We start from the raw sequence: 19,690 nt of genomic DNA, 5'->3' as shown, positions 1-19,690 counted from the left end.
GTGAACGACCCGACCGGGGATACTCCACAAAAGGGGTATCCCCGGTTGGTCGTTCCAAGGGCAGTGGTCTCGCCGGTAAGGTGGCCTGCACTGTCCACTTTCACTGGGTGCCTCCCATGGGGCACCCTGAGCGGCAGTTGACCGTTATTCATTCGTCGAACCTCAAGACCGTCACCCTTGACGCAGTTGCGCGGGGGTCGCAGGAGGCACCGTGCTCACCGCGTTCGCCCGGGCGTTCAGGACGCCCGACCTGCGCAAGAAGCTGCTCTTCACGCTGGCAATCATCGTGGTCTACCGGGTCGGTACCCACATCCCGATCCCCGGCGTCAACTACAAGGCCGTCCAGACGTGTGTGAAAGAGGCGTCCGGCAACCAGGGCCCCCTCGGTCTGGTGAACATGTTCAGCGGCGGCGCGCTGCTGCAGATCACCGTGTTCGCGCTGGGCATCATGCCGTACATCACGGCGAGCATCATCCTTCAGCTGCTGACCGTGGTCATCCCGCGGCTGGAAGCCCTCAAGAAGGAGGGCCAGGCCGGCACCACGAAGATCACCCAGTACACCCGTTATCTGACGGTGGCGCTGGCGATCCTGCAGGGCACCGGTCTCGTCGCCACCGCGCGCAGCGGCGCTCTGTTCGGCAGCTGCTCCGTGTCCAGCCAGATCGTCCCCGACCAGGCCATCTTCACCACCATCACGATGGTCATCTGCATGACCGCCGGCACGGCCGTCGTCATGTGGCTCGGTGAGCTGATCACCGACCGCGGCATCGGCAACGGCATGTCGATCCTGATGTTCATCTCGATCGCCGCGACGTTCCCGTCCGCGCTGTGGGCCATCAAGAAGCAGGGCACGCTGGCCGGCGGCTGGATCGAGTTCAGCACCGTCATCCTGGTGGGCCTGGTCATGGTCGGGCTGGTGGTCTTCGTCGAGCAGGCCCAGCGCCGCATCCCGGTGCAGTACGCGAAGCGCATGATCGGGCGCCGTTCCTACGGCGGTACGTCCACGTACATCCCGCTCAAGGTGAACCAGGCGGGTGTGATTCCCGTCATCTTCGCCTCGTCGCTGCTCTACATTCCGGCGCTGCTCGCTCAGTTCGCCGGGGGCAAGTCGGGCTGGAAGACCTGGGTGGAGCAGAACCTGACCAAGGGCGACCACCCGATTTACATCGCTACGTACTTCTTGCTCATCGTTTTCTTCGCGTTCTTCTACGTGGCGATCTCCTTCAACCCCGAGGAAGTCGCCGACAACATGAAGAAGTATGGTGGCTTCATCCCGGGCATCCGGGCTGGCCGACCGACCGCTGAGTACCTCAGCTACGTGCTCAACCGGATCACCTGGCCGGGTTCGCTGTACTTGGGTCTGATCGCTCTCGTGCCGACGATGGCGTTGGTTGGTTTCAAGGCAAACCAAAACTTCCCGTTCGGTGGTACCAGCATCCTGATCATCGTGGGTGTGGGCCTCGAGACGGTGAAGCAGATCGAGAGCCAGCTCCAGCAGCGCAATTACGAAGGGTTCCTCCGCTGATGCGTATCGTCCTCGTCGGGCCGCCGGGTGCCGGTAAGGGAACGCAAGCCGTCCGACTCGCCGAGAAGCTGGGCGTCCCGCACATCTCGACGGGCGACCTGTTCCGCGCCAACATCAGCCAGCAGACCGAGCTGGGCAAGCTCGCGAAGTCCTACATGGACGCCGGGAACCTCGTACCCGACGAGGTCACCATCGCGATGGCGAAGGACCGCATGGAGCAGCCCGACGCGGAGAACGGCTTCCTGCTGGACGGCTTCCCGCGGAACGTCTCGCAGGCAAAGGCGCTGGACGAGCTCCTGACCTCCGAGGGCATCACGCTGGACGCGGTACTCGATCTGGAGGCCCCCGAGGAGGAGGTCGTCAAGCGGATCGCCGGCCGGCGCGTCTGCCGCAACGACTCCTCCCACGTCTTCCACGTCACGTACAAGAAGCCGAAGAAGGAGGGCGTCTGCGACGTCTGCGGCGGCGAGCTGTACCAGCGAGACGACGACTCCGAGGCGACCGTGCGTAAGCGCCTGGAGGTCTACCACACGCAGACCGAGCCGATCATCGACTACTACAAGGCGCAGGGGCTGGTGGTCACCATCTCCGCGCTCGGCAAGGTGGAAGAGGTCACGGCTCACGCCCTGGAAGCCCTTCAGCGCGACTAGGACCAGCCAGAGGTTCGCGAAGGTCTTGGCAGCCTGGCCCCGCCGCTCACGCGGCGGGGCCAGGCTGCTTTTCGCTGCCCTCGTTCCGGGGCGCCGGGCCATCGCCGATGACTATGGCTCATGTCACATCGAGTGCAGGCGGTCTCACGCACAGTCCTTGGCGGTCGCAAGTATGTTCGCTTCTGTCTCAATTGACATATCGGCGATCCCCTTTACCCGGCCGGAATCTTTTCTTCCGGTGACTTTGCGTAATGGATTGTCATCCTCAAAGGGGCCTCAATTCCGTTGACCGGGTGATCACCCCCGTTTACGCTCGGTTCACAGCCGAACAGACCACTTAGGTACTCCTTTACGACCGGGACTGCCTCCGTTGCCGAACTCTGGTCGAATCGGTGATTTCCAAGGTCGGCCACGAGGTCCGCGGTCAAGTCTTTTTTCTGTGGGGGTACAGACGTGAAGCCCGGACAATTAGTCCGTGAGGATCTCAGAGGGGGAGCGGGGGGACTGCGCCACGGTGAGATCGGGCCGACGTCCGGTGCGCGACGCCGGAAGGCCCGTCGTTTCGTGATGGCCGGCATCGCTGCGGCGCTGGTCGGTGCCGGCATTGTGGTGGCACTCGCCGCAGGCGACGGAGATGCCGGGGAGAAGGCCGTGAGCCGCCCCGCGGGCATCGCGGCACATCCGGATCAGTCGCCGCCGAAGGAATTGATAGCCGCAGGGAAAGTCGCCGTCTCGGCGTACTATGCGGTGAAGGCCGAGAAGCACGCGAACGGTGACGGGGAGCTCACCTACAAGTGGAGCCTCCTGAACTCGACCACCGGCCGATACGTGGGAACCGACTGGGCCTGGGTCGACGTCGCTCCGGGGATGAAGACCGCCGCGGTCCTGGAGCGCGGTCTGCCGGCCGACCGCGTCGGGCTGGTGGACCTGGCCACGGGCAAGGTGAAACGGTGGATCAAGACGGACCGGGGCGTCGGCGGTGTCCAGTTCTCGCCGGACGGCACGCATCTGGTGGCAACCACCTACCGTCTCGACCCGGACAAGCTCTTCAAGGACGCGTCCTACCGCCTGAACGGCAAGATGGTGCCGGGGCCCAAGCCCAGCCGTACGGGGTTCTACGTCATCGACGTCGCCTCCGGGCAGGCGGATTTCACCGCGCGTCCGCCCAGGAAGGACGACCACGGGTTCGTCGTCGGCGGTGGGCGCCAGGACCTCGCCTGGAGCCGTGACGGGAAGCTGCTGTGGGAACCCTGGGAGACCAAGGTGGGCAGGGTCTTCTACCGCCCGGACGGTGCAGAGGCGCCGGTCCCGGAGCTGGAGAAGAAGCTGGGCTCCCCGGGAGCGGCCGTATCCCCCGACGGGAAATTGAAGACCGGCCAGTTCGTGGGTGAGGGCGGCCGTATCGTCTCCGAGGTCCTGGATGCGAAGACCGGAAAGCGCGCCGCACTCGTGCCCGGTCAGCAGTTGCTCGCCTGGGCCGACGACCACTGGCTCGTCGCCTTCAGCTGCGATCCAGAGCAATGCGAACCCAATAAGGGTGAGTTCCGGAACAGGCTCATTCTTGCCAGCCTGGACGGCAAGGATGTCATCCCCCTTTCCGGCTTCCGGGGATCTCGCCTCCGCGATCCCAACCGGTGGAATCCGATCCTCAGCAATCGCTGACGCTTTTCCCCTGCGGTAAATTGCCGTGGACATGCCAAATCTGGATCGGTAGGGTAATTTCAGTTCTCTGCGGAATCGCTTCGAGCGGTACTTCGCAGATTCTAATGGGTCGATGTGAGGCCCACGAGTAAGAGGGGTGGAATTCGAATGATGAAGAGCATTGTCAAGGGCGGGGTAATGGCCGCCACGGCAGCGGCCGTGATGATTGGTTTCACGGCCGGCCCGGCCGCTGCGGCGACCGGTAGCCAGAAGGTCTCCCTCCCGAACGACCGCGGCTACATGCTGTACATGGACGACGGTGACGAGTTCACCGTCTGTGACACCAGGGCCGACGGCTACGGCGTCACCGGCAAGCTGCGGACGCTCAACAGCTCGGGCACCGGGATCGTCACCGTCTTCACCCTCGACGACGGTGGTGACGCCAACTGTGACCACAGGACGTACGACATCGTCGGCCGCGTGGCCTACGACATGATCGTGAACTGGCACGGCAACAACGACTGGTACGGCTCCCAGTACTTCTCGGAGTCCTGATCCCGGCGACACATCGAAGCCCCGGTCGGTGCAGGCGGTCACTCGACGCGCCCGCACCGAGCGGGGCTTTGCCGCGCCCGGCGTGACGCTCCCCGTTCGAGGCACGCCGGTACGTGCGCGTATCCTGGAGCGCCGTAACACCAGTGGCAGGAGGCGCAATCCATCATGGTGGAGATCAAGACCCCCGCGCAGATCGCGAAGATGCGCGAGGCGGGACTTGTCGTCGCTGCCGTGCACCAGGCCACCCGTGAGGCGGCGGTCCCCGGCGCTACCACGAAGGACCTGGACGAGGTGGCACGCAAGGTGCTCGCCGAGCACAACGCCAAGCCGAACTTCCTCGGCTACGGCGGCTTCCCGGCGACGATCTGCACCTCGGTGAACGAGGTCGTCGTCCACGGCATCCCGTCCGACGACGTCGTCCTGAAGGACGGCGACGTCATCTCCATCGACTGCGGCGCGATCGTCGACGGCTGGCACGGTGACGCCGCCTACACGGCCTTCGTGGGCTCCGGCCACGCCCCGGAGCTGGTCGAGCTCTCCCGGGTGACGGAGGAGTCGATGTGGGCCGGCATCGCGGCCATGAAGCAGGGCAACCGGCTGGTCGACGTCTCCCGTGCCATCGAGACCTACATCCGCCGCCAGCCGAAGCCCGGCGGCGGTAAGTACGGGATCATCGAGGACTACGGCGGCCACGGCATCGGCACCGAGATGCACATGGACCCGCACCTGCTGAACTACGTCGACCGCCGTCGCGGCAAGGGCCCCAAGCTGGTCCCCGGCTTCTGCCTCGCGATCGAGCCCATGGTCTCCCTCGGTACCCCCCGCACCGAGGTCCTGTCCGACGACTGGACCGTGATCACCACGGACGGCACCTGGTCCTCCCACTGGGAGCACTCGGTCGCCCTGACCGAGCAGGGCCCGCTGGTCCTGACCGCCCCCGACGGCGGCAAGGCCAAGCTGGCCGAGTACGGCATCACGGCCGCGCCCGACCCGCTGGCCTGACCGCGGTCCCGGGTCGCGCCCGCCGGTTTCCCCGGTCCCGTGGCGTAGGGATCACCGGCACGGGGCAGACTTTCCCGATTCGTGTTTCCGGGTGCGCTGACGTAGACTGACTCGTCGGCTCTCGTGCACCCGCATGTCCGCATGCGCTCGCCACTCGCCCCGCGGGGTGAAGGAGAGAGTCGATCAAGGTAGTCGATTCGAAGGGCGAAGCGTGGCCAAGAAGCAAGGTGCCATCGAGATCGAGGGCACTGTCGTCGAGTCTCTGCCGAACGCCATGTTCAAGGTCGAGCTCCAGAACGGCCACCAGGTCCTGGCACACATCAGCGGCAAGATGCGTATGCACTACATCCGCATCCTCCCTGACGACCGGGTCGTGGTGGAGCTGTCTCCGTACGACCTGACGCGTGGCCGGATCGTCTACCGGTACAAGTAGATCTTGCCCGCGCTTCGGGCCTCCCGGAGCGATGGCACTGACCCGGAGAACCTCACCAATGAAGGTCAAGCCGAGCGTCAAGAAGATCTGCGACAAGTGCAGGGTGATCCGCCGTCACGGTCGGGTCATGGTCATCTGCGAGAACCCGCGCCACAAGCAGCGCCAGGGCTGACGCACGACCGATCCCTCTGCACCCATCGCAGAGATTCGCGCGACGCAAGCTGAATTGTTCATACGCAGAACCCGAGTCCCTTGTGGGCTCGACACCCCCGGTTCGGAGGCCGGGGACCCGGTCCGTACCTGGTACGGCGGACGGGGAGCCGGTTCTGTGGAAGACCTCCGAAGATTCACCAGGAGCCATTGAATGGCACGCGTTTCCGGTGTTGACATCCCGCGCGAAAAGCGCGTGGAGGTCGCCCTCACCTACGTGTTCGGCATCGGCCGGACCCTCTCCCAGCAGACGCTGGCCGAGACCGGTATCGACCCGAACACTCGCGTCCGTGACCTGACCGAAGAGCAGCTGGTCGCGATCCGCGAGTACGTCGACAACAACATCAAGACCGAGGGTGACCTCCGTCGCGAGATCCAGGCCGACATCCGCCGCAAGGTCGAGATCGGCTGCTACCAGGGTCTCCGTCACCGTCGCGGTCTGCCCGTCCGCGGTCAGCGCACCAGCACGAACGCTCGTACCCGCAAGGGCCCGCGTCGCGCCATCGCCGGCAAGAAGAAGCCGGGCAAGAAGTAGTCCTCAGCGGACAACGCTTCATCAGCGGTCTTCGCTGTAGGACCGACCACCTCCCCGTAGGAGTTTGTAGATGCCCCCCAAGGGTCGTCAGGGCGCTGCCAAGAAGGTGCGCCGCAAGGAAAAGAAGAACGTCGCTCACGGCCACGCGCACATCAAGAGCACGTTCAACAACACGATCGTCTCGATCACGGACCCGTCCGGCAACGTGATCTCCTGGGCCTCCGCCGGCCACGTCGGCTTCAAGGGCTCCCGGAAGTCCACGCCGTTCGCCGCGCAGATGGCCGCCGAGTCGGCTGCCCGCCGCGCCCAGGAGCACGGCATGCGCAAGGTCGACGTGTTCGTCAAGGGCCCGGGCTCCGGTCGTGAGACCGCGATCCGCTCCCTGCAGGCCACGGGCCTCGAGGTCGGCTCCATCCAGGACGTCACCCCGACCCCGCACAACGGCTGCCGCCCGCCGAAGCGCCGCCGCGTCTGAGGCCAGGCTGCTTTCAGGGTCCGGGCGGTACTGCTCCGTAAGGGGCGTACCGCCCGTACCCTTGCAGTACCCGCGCTTCTCACGGGCGCGGTCTCCGTCGGGCGTCAAATAGCGGGCGTCCACGAATGAAGGATCTGATCCACACATGCTGATCGCTCAGCGCCCCTCGTTGACCGAAGAGGTCGTCGACGAGTTCCGCTCCCGGTTCGTGATCGAGCCGCTGGAGCCGGGCTTCGGCTACACCCTCGGCAACTCGCTCCGCCGCACCCTCCTGTCGTCGATCCCCGGTGCCGCTGTCACCAGCATCCGCATCGACGGCGTCCTGCACGAGTTCACGACCGTGCCGGGCGTCAAGGAGGACGTCACCGACCTGATCCTCAACATCAAGCAGCTGGTCGTCTCCTCGGAGCACGACGAGCCGGTCGTGATGTACCTGCGCAAGCAGGGCCCGGGTCTGGTCACCGCCGCCGACATCGCGCCCCCGGCCGGTGTCGAGGTGCACAACCCCGACCTGGTCCTCGCCACGCTCAACGGCAAGGGCAAGCTGGAGATGGAGCTGACCGTCGAGCGCGGTCGCGGCTACGTCTCCGCGGTGCAGAACAAGCAGGTGGGCCAGGAGATCGGCCGTATCCCGGTCGACTCCATCTACTCGCCGGTGCTGAAGGTCACGTACAAGGTCGAGGCGACCCGCGTCGAGCAGCGCACCGACTTCGACAAGCTGATCGTCGACGTCGAGACCAAGCAGGCGATGCGTCCCCGTGACGCCATGGCCTCCGCGGGCAAGACCCTGGTCGAGCTGTTCGGTCTCGCCCGTGAGCTGAACATCGACGCCGAGGGCATCGACATGGGCCCGTCCCCGACGGACGCCGCCCTGGCCGCCGACCTGGCGCTGCCGATCGAGGAGCTCGAGCTCACCGTTCGGTCGTACAACTGCCTCAAGCGCGAGGGCATCCACTCCGTGGGTGAGCTCGTCGCCCGCTCCGAGGCCGACCTGCTGGACATCCGCAACTTCGGTGCGAAGTCCATCGACGAGGTCAAGGCGAAGCTGGCCGGCATGGGCCTGGCCCTGAAGGACAGCCCGCCCGGATTCGACCCGACCGCCGCCGCGGACGCCTTCGGCGCCGACGACGACGCGGACGCCGGTTTCGTCGAGACCGAGCAGTACTGAGCGCTCCGCGAGGAGCCCGGTCCTGCGACCGCGGGCCGGCCGTGGCCGGTCGCGCGGTTCCCCGCGCCCCTCGGGGCGCGGGGTCTCCGACAGACAACCGTCTGCTCGGATACTGACCTCGGTACCTGATACGGCCGGGGCAGACACACAGGAGAAGAACCATGCCGAAGCCCACCAAGGGTGCCCGTCTGGGCGGCAGCGCCGCGCACGAGAAGCTGCTCCTCGCGAACCTCGCGAAGGCGCTCTTCGAGCACGGCCGCATCACCACCACCGAGGCGAAGGCCCGCCGCCTGCGCCCGTACGCCGAGCGTCTGGTCACCAAGGCGAAGAAGGGCGACCTTCACAACCGCCGTCAGGTGCTCCAGGTGATCACGGACAAGAGCATCGTCCACACGCTCTTCACCGAGATCGGCCCGCGCTACGAGAACCGCCCGGGTGGCTACACCCGCATCACCAAGATCGGTAACCGCCGTGGCGACAACGCGCCCATGGCCGTCATCGAGCTGGTCGAGGCGCTGACGGTGCAGCAGAAGGCCGTGGGTGAGGCCGAGGCCGCCACCAAGCGCGCGGTCAAGGAGTCGGACGAGGCCAAGGCCCAGGAGACCACCGAGGCCCCGGCCGAGGCTCCGGCCGAGGAGTCGAAGGACGCCTGAGGCTCTGCCTGACGCGGTAAGCGGGTCCGCCCTCCGGGGCGGGCCCGCTTTCACGTTTCCCGACCAGAGCACAGCCTTGAGAGGATCCCTGTGTGAGTGACGAAGTACAGCCCGGACACGTACGCATCCGCCTCGACCTCTCCTACGACGGCGCCGGCTTCCACGGCTGGGCCAAGCAGGCCGGCGGCAGGCGGACCGTGCAGGGGGAGATCGAGGACGCCCTGCGGACCGTGACGCGGTCGAAGGAGACGTACGAACTGACGGTGGCCGGGCGGACGGACGCCGGGGTGCACGCGCGCGGCCAGGTCGCGCACGTCGACCTGCCCGCCGAACTGTGGGCGGAGCACCGCGAGAAGCTGCTGAAGCGGCTCGCCGGACGGCTGTCCAAGGACGTCCGGGTGTGGCGGCTCAGCGAGGCGCCGGCCGGGTTCAACGCCCGGTTCTCGGCGGTCTGGCGGCGCTACGCGTACCGCGTCACCGACAACCCCGGCGGCGTGGACCCGCTGCTGCGGGGGCACGTCCTGTGGCACGACTGGCCGCTCGACGTGGACGCGATGAACGAGGCCGCGCGGGCGCTCGTCGGCGAGCACGACTTCGCCGCCTACTGCAAGCGGCGCGAGGGCGCGACCACGATCCGCACCCTCCAGGAGCTGAGCCTGGTGCGCGGCGCGGACGGGGTGGTCACGGCCACGGTCCGGGCCGACGCCTTCTGCCACAACATGGTGCGCTCGCTGATCGGCGCGCTGCTGTTCGTGGGGGACGGGCACCGGGGCCCGGAGTGGCCCGGCAAGGTGCTGGCCGCCGGGGTGCGGGACAGCGCCGTGCACGTCGTACGGCCGCACGGGCTGACCCTCGAGGAGGTCGGCTATCCCGCCGACGAGCTGCTGGCCGCCCGGAACAAGGAGGCCCGGAACAAGCGGTCGCTTCCGTCGGCGGGGTGCTGCTGAGCTACCGGTTCGCCGCCGCGGAGGCCTGTGCCTGGCCGCGGCGGTGGATCTGGTTGACGGTGAACTGGGCCAGGTCGTCGCCGGTGCGGAACACCTTGGTGTCCTTGGTGGTGACGTTCTTGCCGCCGGTGAAGCCGCTGATCGTGAAGTAGGCGTAGCGGCCGTAGGCGTTCGTGGTCGTCCGGCAGATCGCGGAGTCGCAGAAGTCCTTGATGCCCTTGCCCGCCAGGGAGTTCACCAGGCTCTTCTTGCTGCCGGCCTGGGACTTCACCTTCGTGGCCTGCGCCTCGTCGTCGAAGACCGCGACGCCGACCGTGACGGCGATGTCGCCGTTGGCGTAGCTCACCCGCATCAGCCGGGTGCAGCCGTTGGCGGTCAGGATCTTCGGCAGGTTGCCGCCGGTCGCCGAGGCGCAGTTCCTCGTGTCGGCGGTGGCGCCCTTCTTGTACACCGTCTGGCCCATGGTGAGCTGCGTGCCCGGGAACAGCGTCTCCGGGCTGAGCGGGGCGGTGTCCTTCTTGGCGCTGGCTATGAAGTCCTTCGGGTCCAGCGGCGGCGGGGCGCTGGTGGGCGCGAAGGACGGCGCGGTGGCCGAGCCGCTGGGCAGGGAGGCGCTGGCGGGCAGCCCGGTGGGCTTGCCGGAGGCGCCGTCGTCGCCGTTCGCGGAGACCACGGCCATGGCGACGGCCGTGCCGACGCCGATCGTGGCGAGCGCGCCGCCGCCGATGAACAGCAGCCGGCGACGCTTGTTCCGCGTCTCGGACGCCTCGGCGAGCGCGGCCCAGTCGGGGGTTCCGTCGTCACCGCCGCTGCTCCAGGGCTGCTGGGAATTAGGTTTCCAGGGATCCCACTGAGACTGGGGTCCCCCCTGCCCGTAACTCATGGGGCGCATCTTAGACGTGGGGCGGGCGATACTGGAGCGCGAGCGGCGGCATGCGACCTTTGTCCGTCGGCATGCCTCGTTTTGACCCGTCCGGGGGCGTCCAGGTAACCTGCTTCTTCGTTGTGTATTGGCTTGCTCATTCTCACGGGACGGGCCCTTACACCGGTCCACCGGGCCGATGACCAGCAACCCCACGTACGCGGTATGCGTCGCCGCAGTGGCTCAGGCTGTCGTGATCGTTTCGGTGACCTGTTCAGGACCATTCACTCGAAGCGAAGGCTACGAACCGTGCGTACGTACAGCCCCAAGCCCGGCGATGTGACGCGCCAGTGGCACGTCATCGACGCCCAGGACGTTGTTCTGGGCCGTCTCGCCACCACCGCAGCGACCCTCCTCCGGGGCAAGCACAAGCCGATCTACGCGCCGCACGTCGACGCTGGTGACTTCGTCATCATCATCAACGCCGACAAGGTGCACCTGTCGGGCAACAAGCGGACCCAGAAGATGGCGTACCGCCACTCCGGCTACCCGGGTGGTCTGCGCTCCGTCCGCTACGACGAGCTGCTGGACAAGAACCCGGAGAAGGCCATCGAGAAGGCCGTCAAGGGCATGCTCCCCAAGAACTCCCTGGGCCGTCAGATGCTCTCGAAGCTGAAGGTCTACAAGGGTGACGTGCACCCGCACGCTGCGCAGCAGCCGGTGCCGTTCGAGATCACCCAGGTCGCGCAGTAAGTCCGGCCACCCCCTAAGACTGACAGAGAATCTGAGGAGAATCGTGGCCGAGACCACTGCCGAGCAGCCGCTCGAAGAGCTTGACATCGACAGCTACACCACCGAGTCCGAGGTCCCCGTCGAGGGCGAGTACACCTCGGAGTCCATGGCCTCCCGCTTCGGCGAGCCCCAGCCGGCCGCCGGCCTGGGCCGTCGCAAGAACGCCATCGCCCGCGTCCGGATCGTCCCGGGCACCGGCAAGTGGAAGATCAACGGTCGCACCCTCGAGGACTACTTCCCGAACAAGGTGCACCAGCAGGAAGTCAACGAGCCCTTCAAGGTGCTCGAGCTCGAGGGCCGCTACGACGTCATCGCCCGTATCGCGGGTGGCGGCGTCTCCGGTCAGGCCGGTGCGCTCCGTCTCGGTGTCGCCCGTGCGCTGAACGAGGCCGACGTCGACAACAACCGCGGCCCGCTGAAGAAGGCCGGCTTCCTCAAGCGCGACGACCGTGCGGTCGAGCGCAAGAAGGCCGGTCTGAAGAAGGCCCGCAAGGCCCCGCAGTACAGCAAGCGCTAATCACCGCTGCCTGCTCGTACTCCGAACGCCCCGGCGGCACGCCTCTGTGCCGCCGGGGCGTTCGTTTATCCCAGCCCAAGGGCGTATAACGACACAAGACGCTCAAAGGCTTGTGTGATCGGATGTCGTGGCGTCTGCCATGATTCCCGGCAGCATGGACGCTTCCTCAGGAGGACAAGTGGGACGACTCTTCGGTACGGACGGCGTGCGCGGTGTCGCCAACGCGGACCTGACGGCCGAGATGGCGCTCGGCCTGTCCGTGGCGGCGGCCCACGTGCTGGCCGAGGCGGGCACCTTCGAGGGCCACCGGCCGACGGCCGTGGTCGGACGGGACCCGCGCGCGTCCGGGGAGTTCCTGGAGGCGGCGGTGGTCGCGGGCCTGGCCAGCGCGGGCGTGGACGTCCTGCGGGTCGGCGTGCTGCCGACGCCCGCGGTGGCGTTCCTGACCGGCGCGCTCGGCGCCGACCTCGGCGTGATGCTCTCCGCCAGCCACAACGCCATGCCGGACAACGGCATCAAGTTCTTCGCCCGCGGCGGCCACAAACTCGCCGACGAGCTCGAGGACCGGATCGAGTCGGTGTACGACTCCCACCGCCACGGCGAGCCCTGGGAGCGGCCCACGGGCGCCGGGGTCGGACGGGCCCGTCCGTACGACGAGGGCTTCGAGCGCTACGTCGGCCACCTGCTCGGCGCGCTGCCGAACCGGCTCGACGGCCTGAAGATCGTCCTGGACGAGGCGCACGGCGCGGCCTCGGGGGTCTCGCCGGAGGCGTTCTCGCGGGCCGGCGCCCAGGTCGTCACGATCGGCGCCGAGCCGGACGGGCTCAACATCAACGACGGCTGCGGCTCCACCCACCTGGAGAAGCTGAAGGCGGCCGTCGTCGAGCAGGGCGCCGACCTCGGCATCGCGCACGACGGCGACGCCGACCGCTGCCTCGCCGTGGACCACACCGGCGAGGAGGTCGACGGGGACCAGATCCTCGCCGTGCTCGCGCTGGCGATGCGGGAACGCTCCGAGCTGCGCTCCGACACCGTCGTCGCGACGGTCATGTCGAACCTGGGCTTCAAGCTGGCGATGGAGCGCGAGGGCATGCACCTGGTGCAGACCGCCGTCGGCGACCGGTACGTGCTGGAGGAGATGAAGGAGAAGGGCTACGCCCTCGGCGGCGAGCAGTCCGGCCACGTGATCATCCTCGACCACGCGACGACCGGCGACGGCACGCTGACCGGGCTGCTGCTGGCGGCGCGGGTCGCGCAGACCGGCCGTACGCTGCGTGAGCTGGCGTCGGTGATGGAGCGCCTGCCGCAGGTCCTGATCAACGTCCCGGACGTGGACAAGTCCCGGGTGAAGACCTCCGCCGACCTGGCCGCCGCGGTCGCCGAGGCGGAGCGTGAGCTGGGCGAGACCGGCCGCGTGCTGCTGCGTCCCTCGGGGACCGAGCCGCTGGTGCGGGTGATGGTCGAGGCGGCCGACATCGACCAGGCCCGCTCCGTCGCCGGACGCCTCGCCGACGCCGTGAAGTCGGCCCTGGGCTAGGCCCTGTCTGACAATTCCCGCCTGCCGCGCGACGCCATGCACGCGCTCTCGCCGCACCGGCCCCAGACCCGAGTACGTCCAGTACGCGGCCCTGGAGCCGGCCCGCCGAGAGCACGCACCTGACGCCGCGCGGCCGCCCTTCGGGCGACGGCGCGAATGGTCAGACAGGCCCTAGGCCCGTTCGGGGCCAGGGCCGTTCGGCGGCAAGGCCTCAGGACCGTCCGACGTTCGGCCGCTGCTGCCGCTGCCTGGCCCAGAACCACTTCTGGGTCAGCAGGGTCAGGATGCCGGCCAGGACGATGCCCAGCAGGTTCAGCAGGAGCTGGTTCGTGGAGCCGATCGTCTGGGCCGTGTCGCCGTAGGCGAGGGCCACGGCCGCGTTGGCGGCGGCGGGCACCGTCGTCACCGAGATGGCCACGCCGACCAGCGCGCCCGACTTGGCGGAGGTCAGGGACAGGGTGCCGGCGATCCCGGCCAGCACCGCCACGACGAACGAGAAGGCGTCGGGCGCGTAGACGAACGCCGTGTTGGGGCGCGCGCCCTCCAGCCCGGACCGGTGGAACAGCCCGACGGCGTCCATGAACAGGCTGAAGCCGACCGTGACCGCCATCGCCGCCGCGAAGCCCACGAGCAGCGCCGTCACCGAGCGCAGCGCCAGGCGCGGGCGGCGCTGCACCAGGGCCGTGCAGATGCCGGCCAGCGGACCGAACTCCGGGCCGACCGCCATGGCCCCCACGATCAGCACCGCGTTGTCCAGCACCACGCCGCAGGCCGCGATCATGGTGGCGAGGGTGAGGAACGCGACGTAGGTGACCGACAGGGTCGACTCCTCGTGCGTCGCCTCCGTCAGGTGCTCCCACAGCACCGCGTCCGCGGCCTCGCCGGGCGCCTCCTCCTCGGCCCGGTCGGCCCGCCGGGACAGCGAGAGGTCGATGTTCTCGACCGCGATGGAGCCCGTCCGCTCCAGGTCCAACTTCTGCAGCGCGCTGAGGAGTTCGTCGCCCGCCTCGCGGGCCACGTCGCACTGGACGACGTCCCCGGCCGGGTTCCGGGCGGCGCCCGGCAGCACGACGAGGTGGGCCGTGCCGACCGTCGTCTCGATCAGCCGCACCACCTCGTCCGTCGTGTCGGCCGGGGTGATCAGGCGCAGATGCAGCATGGCGCCTTTCTAACAGGCTTCCATGCACACGTCACATGGACACGTCGCCCCTAGAGCTTGCGCAGGCGCAGCCGCTGCACCTTGTGGTCGGCGCCCTTGCGGACGACGAGGGTGGCGCGGCCGCGGGTGGGCGCGATGTTCTCGACCAGGTTGGGCTTGTTGATCGTGCGCCACAGGGTGCGGGCGTAGTCGAGGGCCTCCTCCTCGGACACCTGGGTGTACTTGCGGAAGTACGAGTCCGGGTTCTGGAAGGCGGTCCGGCGCAGCTTGCGGAAGCGGCTGAGGTACCAGCTCTCGATGTCCTCGGCGCTCGCGTCGACGTACACGCTGAAGTCGAAGTAGTCGGCGAGACCGACCCGGGTGCGCCCGTCCTTGCCGGGCAGGGCGGGCTGCAGGACGTTGAGCCCCTCGACGATCAGGATGTCCGGGCGGCGCACGGTGAGCCGGCTGTCCGGGACGATGTCGTAGATCAGGTGGGAGTAGACGGGGGCCGTCACCTCGTCCTTGCCCGCCTTGATGTCGGCGACGAAGCGGGTCAGCGCCCGGCGGTCGTAGGACTCGGGGAAACCCTTGCGCGACATCAGGCCGCGCGACTCCAGCTCCCTGGTGGGCAGCAGGAACCCGTCGGTCGTCACCAGTTCGACGCGCGGGTGCTCGGGCCAGCGGGACAGCAGGGCCTGCAGCAGCCGGGCGACGGTGGACTTGCCGACCGCCACCGAGCCGGCGACGCCTATCACGAACGGGGTGCCGGACTGGGAACCCTGTTCGCCGAGGAAGGTGTTGAGCGCGCTGCGCAGGCCGTCCGTGGCGCCGACGTAGAGGTTGAGCAGGCGCGACAGCGGGAGGTAGATGTCCCGCACCTCGTCGAGGTCGATGACGTCGCCGAGCCCGCGCAGCTTCTCCACCTCCTCGGCGGTGAGCGGCAGCGGCGTCTTGTCCCGCAGCGCACTCCATTCGGCGCGCGTGAGGTCGACGTAGGGAGTCGCCTCCGGCCTGGACCGGTGGGCGCTCCTGGGCATCGGGGAGACCGGTGAGATCACAGTCCATTGTTAACGGAGTTTGAACAGGGCCGCGGGGTGGGGTACGTCACGTGCGGGCCCGGCCGCGGACCCGGGCCGGGCCTCCTGCCGCGGTGGGAATTTCTGATTTCGGGCACGCGGCGGCTCTTTCGAGAGGCCGGTCGCCCGTAGGCTGCGGCACATGTGCGGAATCGTGGGATACGTGGGGTCGCAGTCGGCGCTCGATGTCGTGATGGCCGGGCTGAAGCGGCTGGAGTACCGGGGCTACGACTCGGCGGGCGTCGCCGTGCTCGCGGACGGCGGGCTGGCCGCGGGGAAGAAGGCCGGGAAGCTGGTCAACCTGGAGAAGGAGCTCGTCGACCGGCCGCTGCCGGCGGGCACGACGGGTATCGGCCACACGCGCTGGGCCACCCACGGCGGTCCCACGGACGCGAACGCGCACCCGCACCTCGACAACGCGGGCCGGGTCGCCGTCGTGCACAACGGCATCATCGAGAACTTCGCCGCGCTGCGGGCCGAGCTGACGGAGCGCGGGCACGAGCTCGCGTCCGAGACGGACACCGAGGTCGTCGCGCACCTGCTGGCGGAGGAGTTCTCCTCCTGCGCCGACCTCGCCGAGGCCATGCGGCTGGTGTGCCGGCGCCTGGACGGCGCGTTCACGCTGGTCGCGGTGCACGCCGACGCGCCGGACGTGGTCGTCGGCGCCCGCCGCAACTCGCCCCTGGTGGTGGGAGTCGGCGAGGGCGAGGCGTTCCTGGCCTCCGACGTCGCCGCGTTCATCGAGCACACCCGCTCGGCGGTCGAGCTGGGCCAGGACCAGGTGGTGGAGCTGCGCCGGGACGGTGTCACGGTGACCGGCTTCGACGGCCGTCCCGCCGAGGTGCGTTCGTACCACGTGGACTGGGACGCGTCGGCCGCGGAGAAGGGCGGCTACGACTACTTCATGCTCAAGGAGATCGCCGAGCAGCCCAAGGCGGTCGCCGACACCCTGCTCGGGCGCATCGACGCGGCCGGCTCCCTGACGCTGGACGAGGTCCGGATCACGCCCTCGGAGCTGCGCGAGGTGGACAAGGTCGTCATCGTCGCGTGCGGCACGGCCTTCCACGCCGGCATGATCGCCAAGTACGCCATCGAGCACTGGACCCGCATCCCGTGCGAGGTGGAGCTGGCGAGCGAGTTCCGCTACCGCGACCCCATCCTCGATGGCCGCTCCCTGGTCATCGCCATCTCGCAGTCCGGCGAGACCATGGACACCCTGATGGCGCTGCGGCACGCGCGCGAGCAGGGCTCCAAGGTGCTGGCGATCTGCAACACCAACGGCTCCACCATCCCGCGCGAGTCGGACGCGGTGCTGTACACCCACGCCGGGCCGGAGGTGGCCGTCGCCTCCACCAAGGCGTTCCTCACCCAGTTGGTGGCGTGCTACCTGGTGGCCCTGTACCTGGGCCAGGTGCGCGGCACCAAGTGGGGCGACGAGATCAGCGCCGTCATCAGGGACCTGTCCCACATCGCGGGCGCGGTCGACCGGGTGCTGGAGACCATGGAGCCGGTACGGGCGCTCGCGCGGTCGCTGGCGGACAAGGACACGGTGCTGTTCCTGGGCCGGCACGTGGGCTACCCGGTCGCCCTGGAGGGCGCGCTCAAGCTCAAGGAGCTCGCCTACATGCACGCCGAGGGCTTCGCGGCGGGCGAGCTGAAGCACGGCCCGATCGCCCTGATCGAGGAGGACCTGCCCGTGGTGGTGGTCGTGCCGTCGCCGCGCGGCCGGTCGGTGCTCTACGACAAGATCGTCTCCAACATCCAGGAGATCCGGGCGCGCGGGGCACGGACCATCGTGATCGCGGAGGAGGGCGACGAGGCCGTGGTCCCCTACGCCGACCACCTGATCCGCATCCCGGCCACGCCCACGCTGCTGCAGCCGCTGGTGGCCACGGTGCCGCTCCAGGTCTTCGCCTGCGAACTGGCCACGGCCCGGGGCAACGAGGTGGACCAGCCGCGCAACCTGGCGAAGTCCGTCACGGTGGAGTGACCTGCCGACGGCCGCGCACCGGCGCCCCGTAGGGTCTGCCCCATGAGCATCATCGGGGTCGGTATCGACGTCGCCGAGATCGACCGGTTCCGGGCGTCGCTCGACCGGACGCCTGGACTGGCCGGCCGGCTGTTCGTCGACAGTGAGTTGCTGCTGCCCAGCGGGGAGCGGCGCGGCATCGCGTCCCTCGCGGCGCGGTTCGCCGCCAAGGAGGCGCTGGCCAAGGCGCTGGGCGCGCCGCCGGGCCTGCACTGGACCGACGCCGAGGTGTACGTCGAGGACAGCGGTCAGCCGCGGCTGCGGGTGAAGGGGACCGTCGCCGCGAAGGCGGCGGAACTCGGGGTGCGCTCCTGGCACGTGTCGCTGAGTCACGACGCCGGGATCGCCTCGGCCGTGGTGGTCGCCGAGGGCTGAGCGCCGCGGGCGGCTCCGTGGCGCGGGTGTGGCGGACGGCGTTCGCGGGGCACACTCGAACCCATGCGTACTGCGTACAACGTGGAGACGGTGAGGGCGGCCGAGCGGGAGCTGATGGCACGGCTACCGGAGGGCGCGCTGATGCAGCGGGCCGCCGCCGGGCTGGCCGCTGCCTGCGCCGACCTGCTCGGGCGGGTCTACGGCCGGCGGGTGGTGCTGCTCGTCGGCAGCGGGGACAACGGCGGGGACGCGTTGTACGCGGGCGCCCGGCTGGCGCGGCGGGGCGCGGGCGTCACGGCGGTGCTGCTGGCGCCGCCCGAGCGCACCCACCCGGGCGGTCTGGCGGCGCTGCGCCGGGCGGGCGGCTCCGTCACGGCGCCCGGCGGCGCCGAACGGTGGATCGCACGGGCCGACCTCGTGGTGGACGGCATCGTCGGCATCGGCGGCAGGGGCGGGCTGCGGCCGGAGGCCGAGGCCCTGGCGGACGCCGTCGAGCGGTCGGGCGCGGCCGTCGTCGCGGTGGACCTGCCGAGCGGGGTGGAGGCCGACACCGGGGAGGTGCGGGGCGCGGCGGTCCGGGCCGACCTCACCGTCACCTTCGGCACGCACAAGCCGGGGCTGCTGATCGACCCGGCGCGCGAGTACGCCGGAAGCGTGCGGCTGGTCGGCATCGGTCTGGTCCTGCCGCCCGTCGCCGAGCTGGAGGCGCTGCAACACGCGGACGTGGCCCGGCTGTTGCCGCGTCCGGCGGCGGAGAGCGACAAGTACCGGCGGGGCGTGGTCGGGATCGCCGCCGGGTCGGCGCGCTATCCGGGGGCCGCCGTGCTGGCCGTCTCCGGGGCGCTGCGCGGCGGGGCGGGCGCCGTGCGGTACGTCGGGCCGGCCGCGGACGCGGTGATCGCCCGGTTCCCGGAGACGCTCGTGTCCGACCGGGGCCCGGCGAAGGCCGGGCGGGTGCAGGCGTGGGTGGTCGGGCCCGGCGCCGGGGACGACGCGGCGACCGTGGCGGAGGTGCTGGACACCGACGTGCCGGTGCTGCTCGACGCCGACGGGCTGCGGCTGGCGGAGCGGGACGCGGTGCGCGGGCGTGCGGCGCCGACGCTGATGACCCCGCACGCGGGGGAGGCGGCCGCGCTGCTCGGGGTGCGCCGCGAGGAGGTCGAGGGGGCCAGGCTGGCCGCGGTGCGGGAACTGGCGGCGGTGTACCGGGCGACCGTGCTGCTGAAGGGGTCGACGACGCTGGTCGCCGACCCGCGGGGCGGCGCGGTGCGGGTGAACGCCACGGGCACGGGCTGGCTGGCCACCGCCGGGAGCGGTGACGTGCTGTCGGGGCTCGCCGGGTCGCTGCTGGCTACCGGGCTGCCCGCGCGGGACGCCGGGAGCGCGGCGGCGTATCTGCACGGCCTGGCCGGGCGGTTCGCCGCTTCGGGGGCGCCGGCCGGGGCCCACGACATCGCGGAGCGGCTGCCCGAGGCGTGGCGCGACGTGCGGGACGCCCTGGGCTGAGCCCCGCGACCGGGGGCCCGGCGCGCCGCCGGTGCGGCGCGCCGGCCCCTGTCGGTGTCCG

At 69.5% G+C, this 19,690-nt stretch carries 21 protein-coding genes; 18 read left to right on the top strand and 3 right to left on the bottom strand.

The window, feature by feature from the left end:
• Positions 1-211: 211 nt before the first annotated feature.
• The 12 genes from secY (at position 212) to truA (ending at position 9,794) form a co-directional block, all read left to right on the top strand.
• Entirely contained in the window at positions 212-1,525 is a 1,314-nt protein-coding gene (gene secY, locus ACZ7JA_RS03235; protein ID WP_351672681.1) for a preprotein translocase subunit SecY, read from the top strand.
• Positions 1,525-2,175: an adenylate kinase gene (locus ACZ7JA_RS03230; protein WP_351672682.1), complete on the top strand. Its 651-nt coding sequence runs from the start codon at positions 1,525-1,527 to the stop codon at positions 2,173-2,175. Before secY ends, ACZ7JA_RS03230 begins: the two co-directional genes overlap by 1 nt.
• A 567-nt stretch (positions 2,176-2,742) precedes the next feature.
• Positions 2,743-3,837, top strand: a complete 1,095-nt coding sequence (locus ACZ7JA_RS03225) for a WD40 repeat domain-containing protein (RefSeq protein WP_470806993.1) — start codon at positions 2,743-2,745, stop codon at positions 3,835-3,837.
• Positions 3,838-3,984: 147 nt separating this feature from the next.
• Entirely contained in the window at positions 3,985-4,371 is a 387-nt protein-coding gene (locus ACZ7JA_RS03220; RefSeq protein WP_403674403.1) for a hypothetical protein, read from the top strand.
• A gap of 165 nt (positions 4,372-4,536) precedes the next feature.
• Positions 4,537-5,373: a type I methionyl aminopeptidase gene (map, locus tag ACZ7JA_RS03215; protein ID WP_351672688.1), complete on the top strand. Its 837-nt coding sequence runs from the start codon at positions 4,537-4,539 to the stop codon at positions 5,371-5,373.
• A gap of 211 nt (positions 5,374-5,584) precedes the next feature.
• Positions 5,585-5,806: a translation initiation factor IF-1 gene (infA, locus tag ACZ7JA_RS03210; RefSeq protein ID WP_003948620.1), complete on the top strand. Its 222-nt coding sequence runs from the start codon at positions 5,585-5,587 to the stop codon at positions 5,804-5,806.
• Positions 5,807-5,864: 58 nt separating this feature from the next.
• Positions 5,865-5,978, top strand: a complete 114-nt coding sequence (gene rpmJ, locus ACZ7JA_RS03205; RefSeq protein ID WP_003998809.1) for a 50S ribosomal protein L36 — start codon at positions 5,865-5,867, stop codon at positions 5,976-5,978.
• A gap of 192 nt (positions 5,979-6,170) precedes the next feature.
• A complete protein-coding gene (gene rpsM / locus ACZ7JA_RS03200; protein WP_031167100.1) occupies positions 6,171-6,551 on the top strand; it encodes a 30S ribosomal protein S13 in 381 nt (126 codons plus the stop codon).
• Positions 6,552-6,621: 70 nt separating this feature from the next.
• On the top strand, positions 6,622-7,026 hold the full coding sequence (rpsK, locus tag ACZ7JA_RS03195) for a 30S ribosomal protein S11 (RefSeq protein ID WP_003956432.1): 405 nt from the start codon (positions 6,622-6,624) through the stop codon (positions 7,024-7,026).
• 145 nt (positions 7,027-7,171) lie between these two features.
• Positions 7,172-8,194, top strand: a complete 1,023-nt coding sequence (locus ACZ7JA_RS03190) for a DNA-directed RNA polymerase subunit alpha (protein WP_003966937.1) — start codon at positions 7,172-7,174, stop codon at positions 8,192-8,194.
• Between the two features lie 161 nt (positions 8,195-8,355).
• Positions 8,356-8,847, top strand: coding sequence for a 50S ribosomal protein L17 (rplQ, locus tag ACZ7JA_RS03185; RefSeq protein ID WP_351672000.1), 492 nt, complete (start codon positions 8,356-8,358; stop codon positions 8,845-8,847).
• A gap of 92 nt (positions 8,848-8,939) precedes the next feature.
• Positions 8,940-9,794, top strand: a complete 855-nt coding sequence (gene truA, locus ACZ7JA_RS03180) for a tRNA pseudouridine(38-40) synthase TruA (RefSeq protein WP_389303651.1) — start codon at positions 8,940-8,942, stop codon at positions 9,792-9,794.
• A 1-nt stretch (position 9,795) separates the two neighbouring features.
• Here the strand turns inward: truA and ACZ7JA_RS03175 are convergent, their stop codons facing one another.
• A complete protein-coding gene (locus ACZ7JA_RS03175; RefSeq protein WP_351672006.1) occupies positions 9,796-10,677 on the bottom strand; it encodes a hypothetical protein in 882 nt (293 codons plus the stop codon).
• Positions 10,678-10,965: 288 nt separating this feature from the next.
• Between ACZ7JA_RS03175 and rplM the strand changes: the two genes are divergently transcribed.
• The 3 genes from rplM (at position 10,966) to glmM (ending at position 13,502) form a co-directional block, all read left to right on the top strand.
• Positions 10,966-11,409, top strand: coding sequence for a 50S ribosomal protein L13 (gene rplM / locus ACZ7JA_RS03170; RefSeq protein WP_351672009.1), 444 nt, complete (start codon positions 10,966-10,968; stop codon positions 11,407-11,409).
• 43 nt (positions 11,410-11,452) lie between these two features.
• Positions 11,453-11,965, top strand: a complete 513-nt coding sequence (rpsI, locus tag ACZ7JA_RS03165; RefSeq protein ID WP_004927169.1) for a 30S ribosomal protein S9 — start codon at positions 11,453-11,455, stop codon at positions 11,963-11,965.
• A 178-nt stretch (positions 11,966-12,143) separates the two neighbouring features.
• A complete protein-coding gene (glmM, locus tag ACZ7JA_RS03160) occupies positions 12,144-13,502 on the top strand; it encodes a phosphoglucosamine mutase (protein WP_389303656.1) in 1,359 nt (452 codons plus the stop codon).
• Between the two features lie 211 nt (positions 13,503-13,713).
• Here glmM and ACZ7JA_RS03155 read toward each other — a convergent pair whose 3' ends face one another.
• Both ACZ7JA_RS03155 and coaA read right to left on the bottom strand, forming a co-directional pair.
• On the bottom strand, positions 13,714-14,661 hold the full coding sequence (locus tag ACZ7JA_RS03155; protein WP_389303658.1) for a DUF389 domain-containing protein: 948 nt from the start codon (positions 14,659-14,661) through the stop codon (positions 13,714-13,716).
• 50 nt (positions 14,662-14,711) lie between these two features.
• Positions 14,712-15,680, bottom strand: coding sequence for a type I pantothenate kinase (coaA, locus tag ACZ7JA_RS03150; RefSeq protein WP_351672157.1), 969 nt, complete (start codon positions 15,678-15,680; stop codon positions 14,712-14,714).
• A gap of 181 nt (positions 15,681-15,861) precedes the next feature.
• Here coaA and glmS point away from each other — a divergent pair, with 181 nt between their 5' ends.
• The 3 genes from glmS to ACZ7JA_RS03135 all read left to right on the top strand — a co-directional run bounded on the left by glmS (position 15,862) and on the right by ACZ7JA_RS03135 (position 19,629).
• Positions 15,862-17,709, top strand: a complete 1,848-nt coding sequence (glmS, locus tag ACZ7JA_RS03145; protein WP_351672018.1) for a glutamine--fructose-6-phosphate transaminase (isomerizing) — start codon at positions 15,862-15,864, stop codon at positions 17,707-17,709.
• A gap of 42 nt (positions 17,710-17,751) precedes the next feature.
• Positions 17,752-18,123 (top strand): holo-ACP synthase, encoded by a 372-nt coding sequence (locus ACZ7JA_RS03140; protein ID WP_351672021.1) that lies wholly within the window; start codon positions 17,752-17,754, stop codon positions 18,121-18,123.
• A 63-nt stretch (positions 18,124-18,186) separates the two neighbouring features.
• Positions 18,187-19,629, top strand: coding sequence for an NAD(P)H-hydrate dehydratase (locus ACZ7JA_RS03135; RefSeq protein ID WP_470806992.1), 1,443 nt, complete (start codon positions 18,187-18,189; stop codon positions 19,627-19,629).
• The last annotated feature ends 61 nt before the right edge of the window (positions 19,630-19,690 follow it).

It is taken from the genome of Streptomyces sp. NPDC038135, assembly GCF_055601245.1.
The sequence above is the reverse complement of the archived record's forward strand: the minus strand, read 5'-3'. Positions and strand labels throughout refer to the sequence as shown.

What these genes read in the sequence shown, in the direction of transcription:
- ACZ7JA_RS03230 (WP_351672682.1), top strand. Translation starts at nt 1,525, where the DNA reads ATGCGTATCGTCCTCGTCGGGCCGCCGGGTGCCGGTAAGGGAACGCAA.
- ACZ7JA_RS03225 (WP_470806993.1), top strand. Translation starts at nt 2,743, where the DNA reads ATGGCCGGCATCGCTGCGGCGCTGGTCGGTGCCGGCATTGTGGTGGCA.
- ACZ7JA_RS03220 (WP_403674403.1), top strand. Translation starts at nt 3,985, where the DNA reads ATGATGAAGAGCATTGTCAAGGGCGGGGTAATGGCCGCCACGGCAGCG.
- map (WP_351672688.1), top strand. Translation starts at nt 4,537, where the DNA reads ATGGTGGAGATCAAGACCCCCGCGCAGATCGCGAAGATGCGCGAGGCG.
- rpmJ (WP_003998809.1), top strand. Translation starts at nt 5,865, where the DNA reads ATGAAGGTCAAGCCGAGCGTCAAGAAGATCTGCGACAAGTGCAGGGTG.
- rpsM (WP_031167100.1), top strand. Translation starts at nt 6,171, where the DNA reads ATGGCACGCGTTTCCGGTGTTGACATCCCGCGCGAAAAGCGCGTGGAG.
- rpsK (WP_003956432.1), top strand. Translation starts at nt 6,622, where the DNA reads ATGCCCCCCAAGGGTCGTCAGGGCGCTGCCAAGAAGGTGCGCCGCAAG.
- ACZ7JA_RS03190 (WP_003966937.1), top strand. Translation starts at nt 7,172, where the DNA reads ATGCTGATCGCTCAGCGCCCCTCGTTGACCGAAGAGGTCGTCGACGAG.
- rplQ (WP_351672000.1), top strand. Translation starts at nt 8,356, where the DNA reads ATGCCGAAGCCCACCAAGGGTGCCCGTCTGGGCGGCAGCGCCGCGCAC.
- ACZ7JA_RS03175 (WP_351672006.1), bottom strand. Translation starts at nt 10,677, where the DNA reads ATGAGTTACGGGCAGGGGGGACCCCAGTCTCAGTGGGATCCCTGGAAA.
- ACZ7JA_RS03155 (WP_389303658.1), bottom strand. Translation starts at nt 14,661, where the DNA reads ATGCTGCATCTGCGCCTGATCACCCCGGCCGACACGACGGACGAGGTG.
- coaA (WP_351672157.1), bottom strand. Translation starts at nt 15,680, where the DNA reads ATGCCCAGGAGCGCCCACCGGTCCAGGCCGGAGGCGACTCCCTACGTC.
- glmS (WP_351672018.1), top strand. Translation starts at nt 15,862, where the DNA reads ATGTGCGGAATCGTGGGATACGTGGGGTCGCAGTCGGCGCTCGATGTC.
- ACZ7JA_RS03140 (WP_351672021.1), top strand. Translation starts at nt 17,752, where the DNA reads ATGAGCATCATCGGGGTCGGTATCGACGTCGCCGAGATCGACCGGTTC.
- ACZ7JA_RS03135 (WP_470806992.1), top strand. Translation starts at nt 18,187, where the DNA reads ATGCGTACTGCGTACAACGTGGAGACGGTGAGGGCGGCCGAGCGGGAG.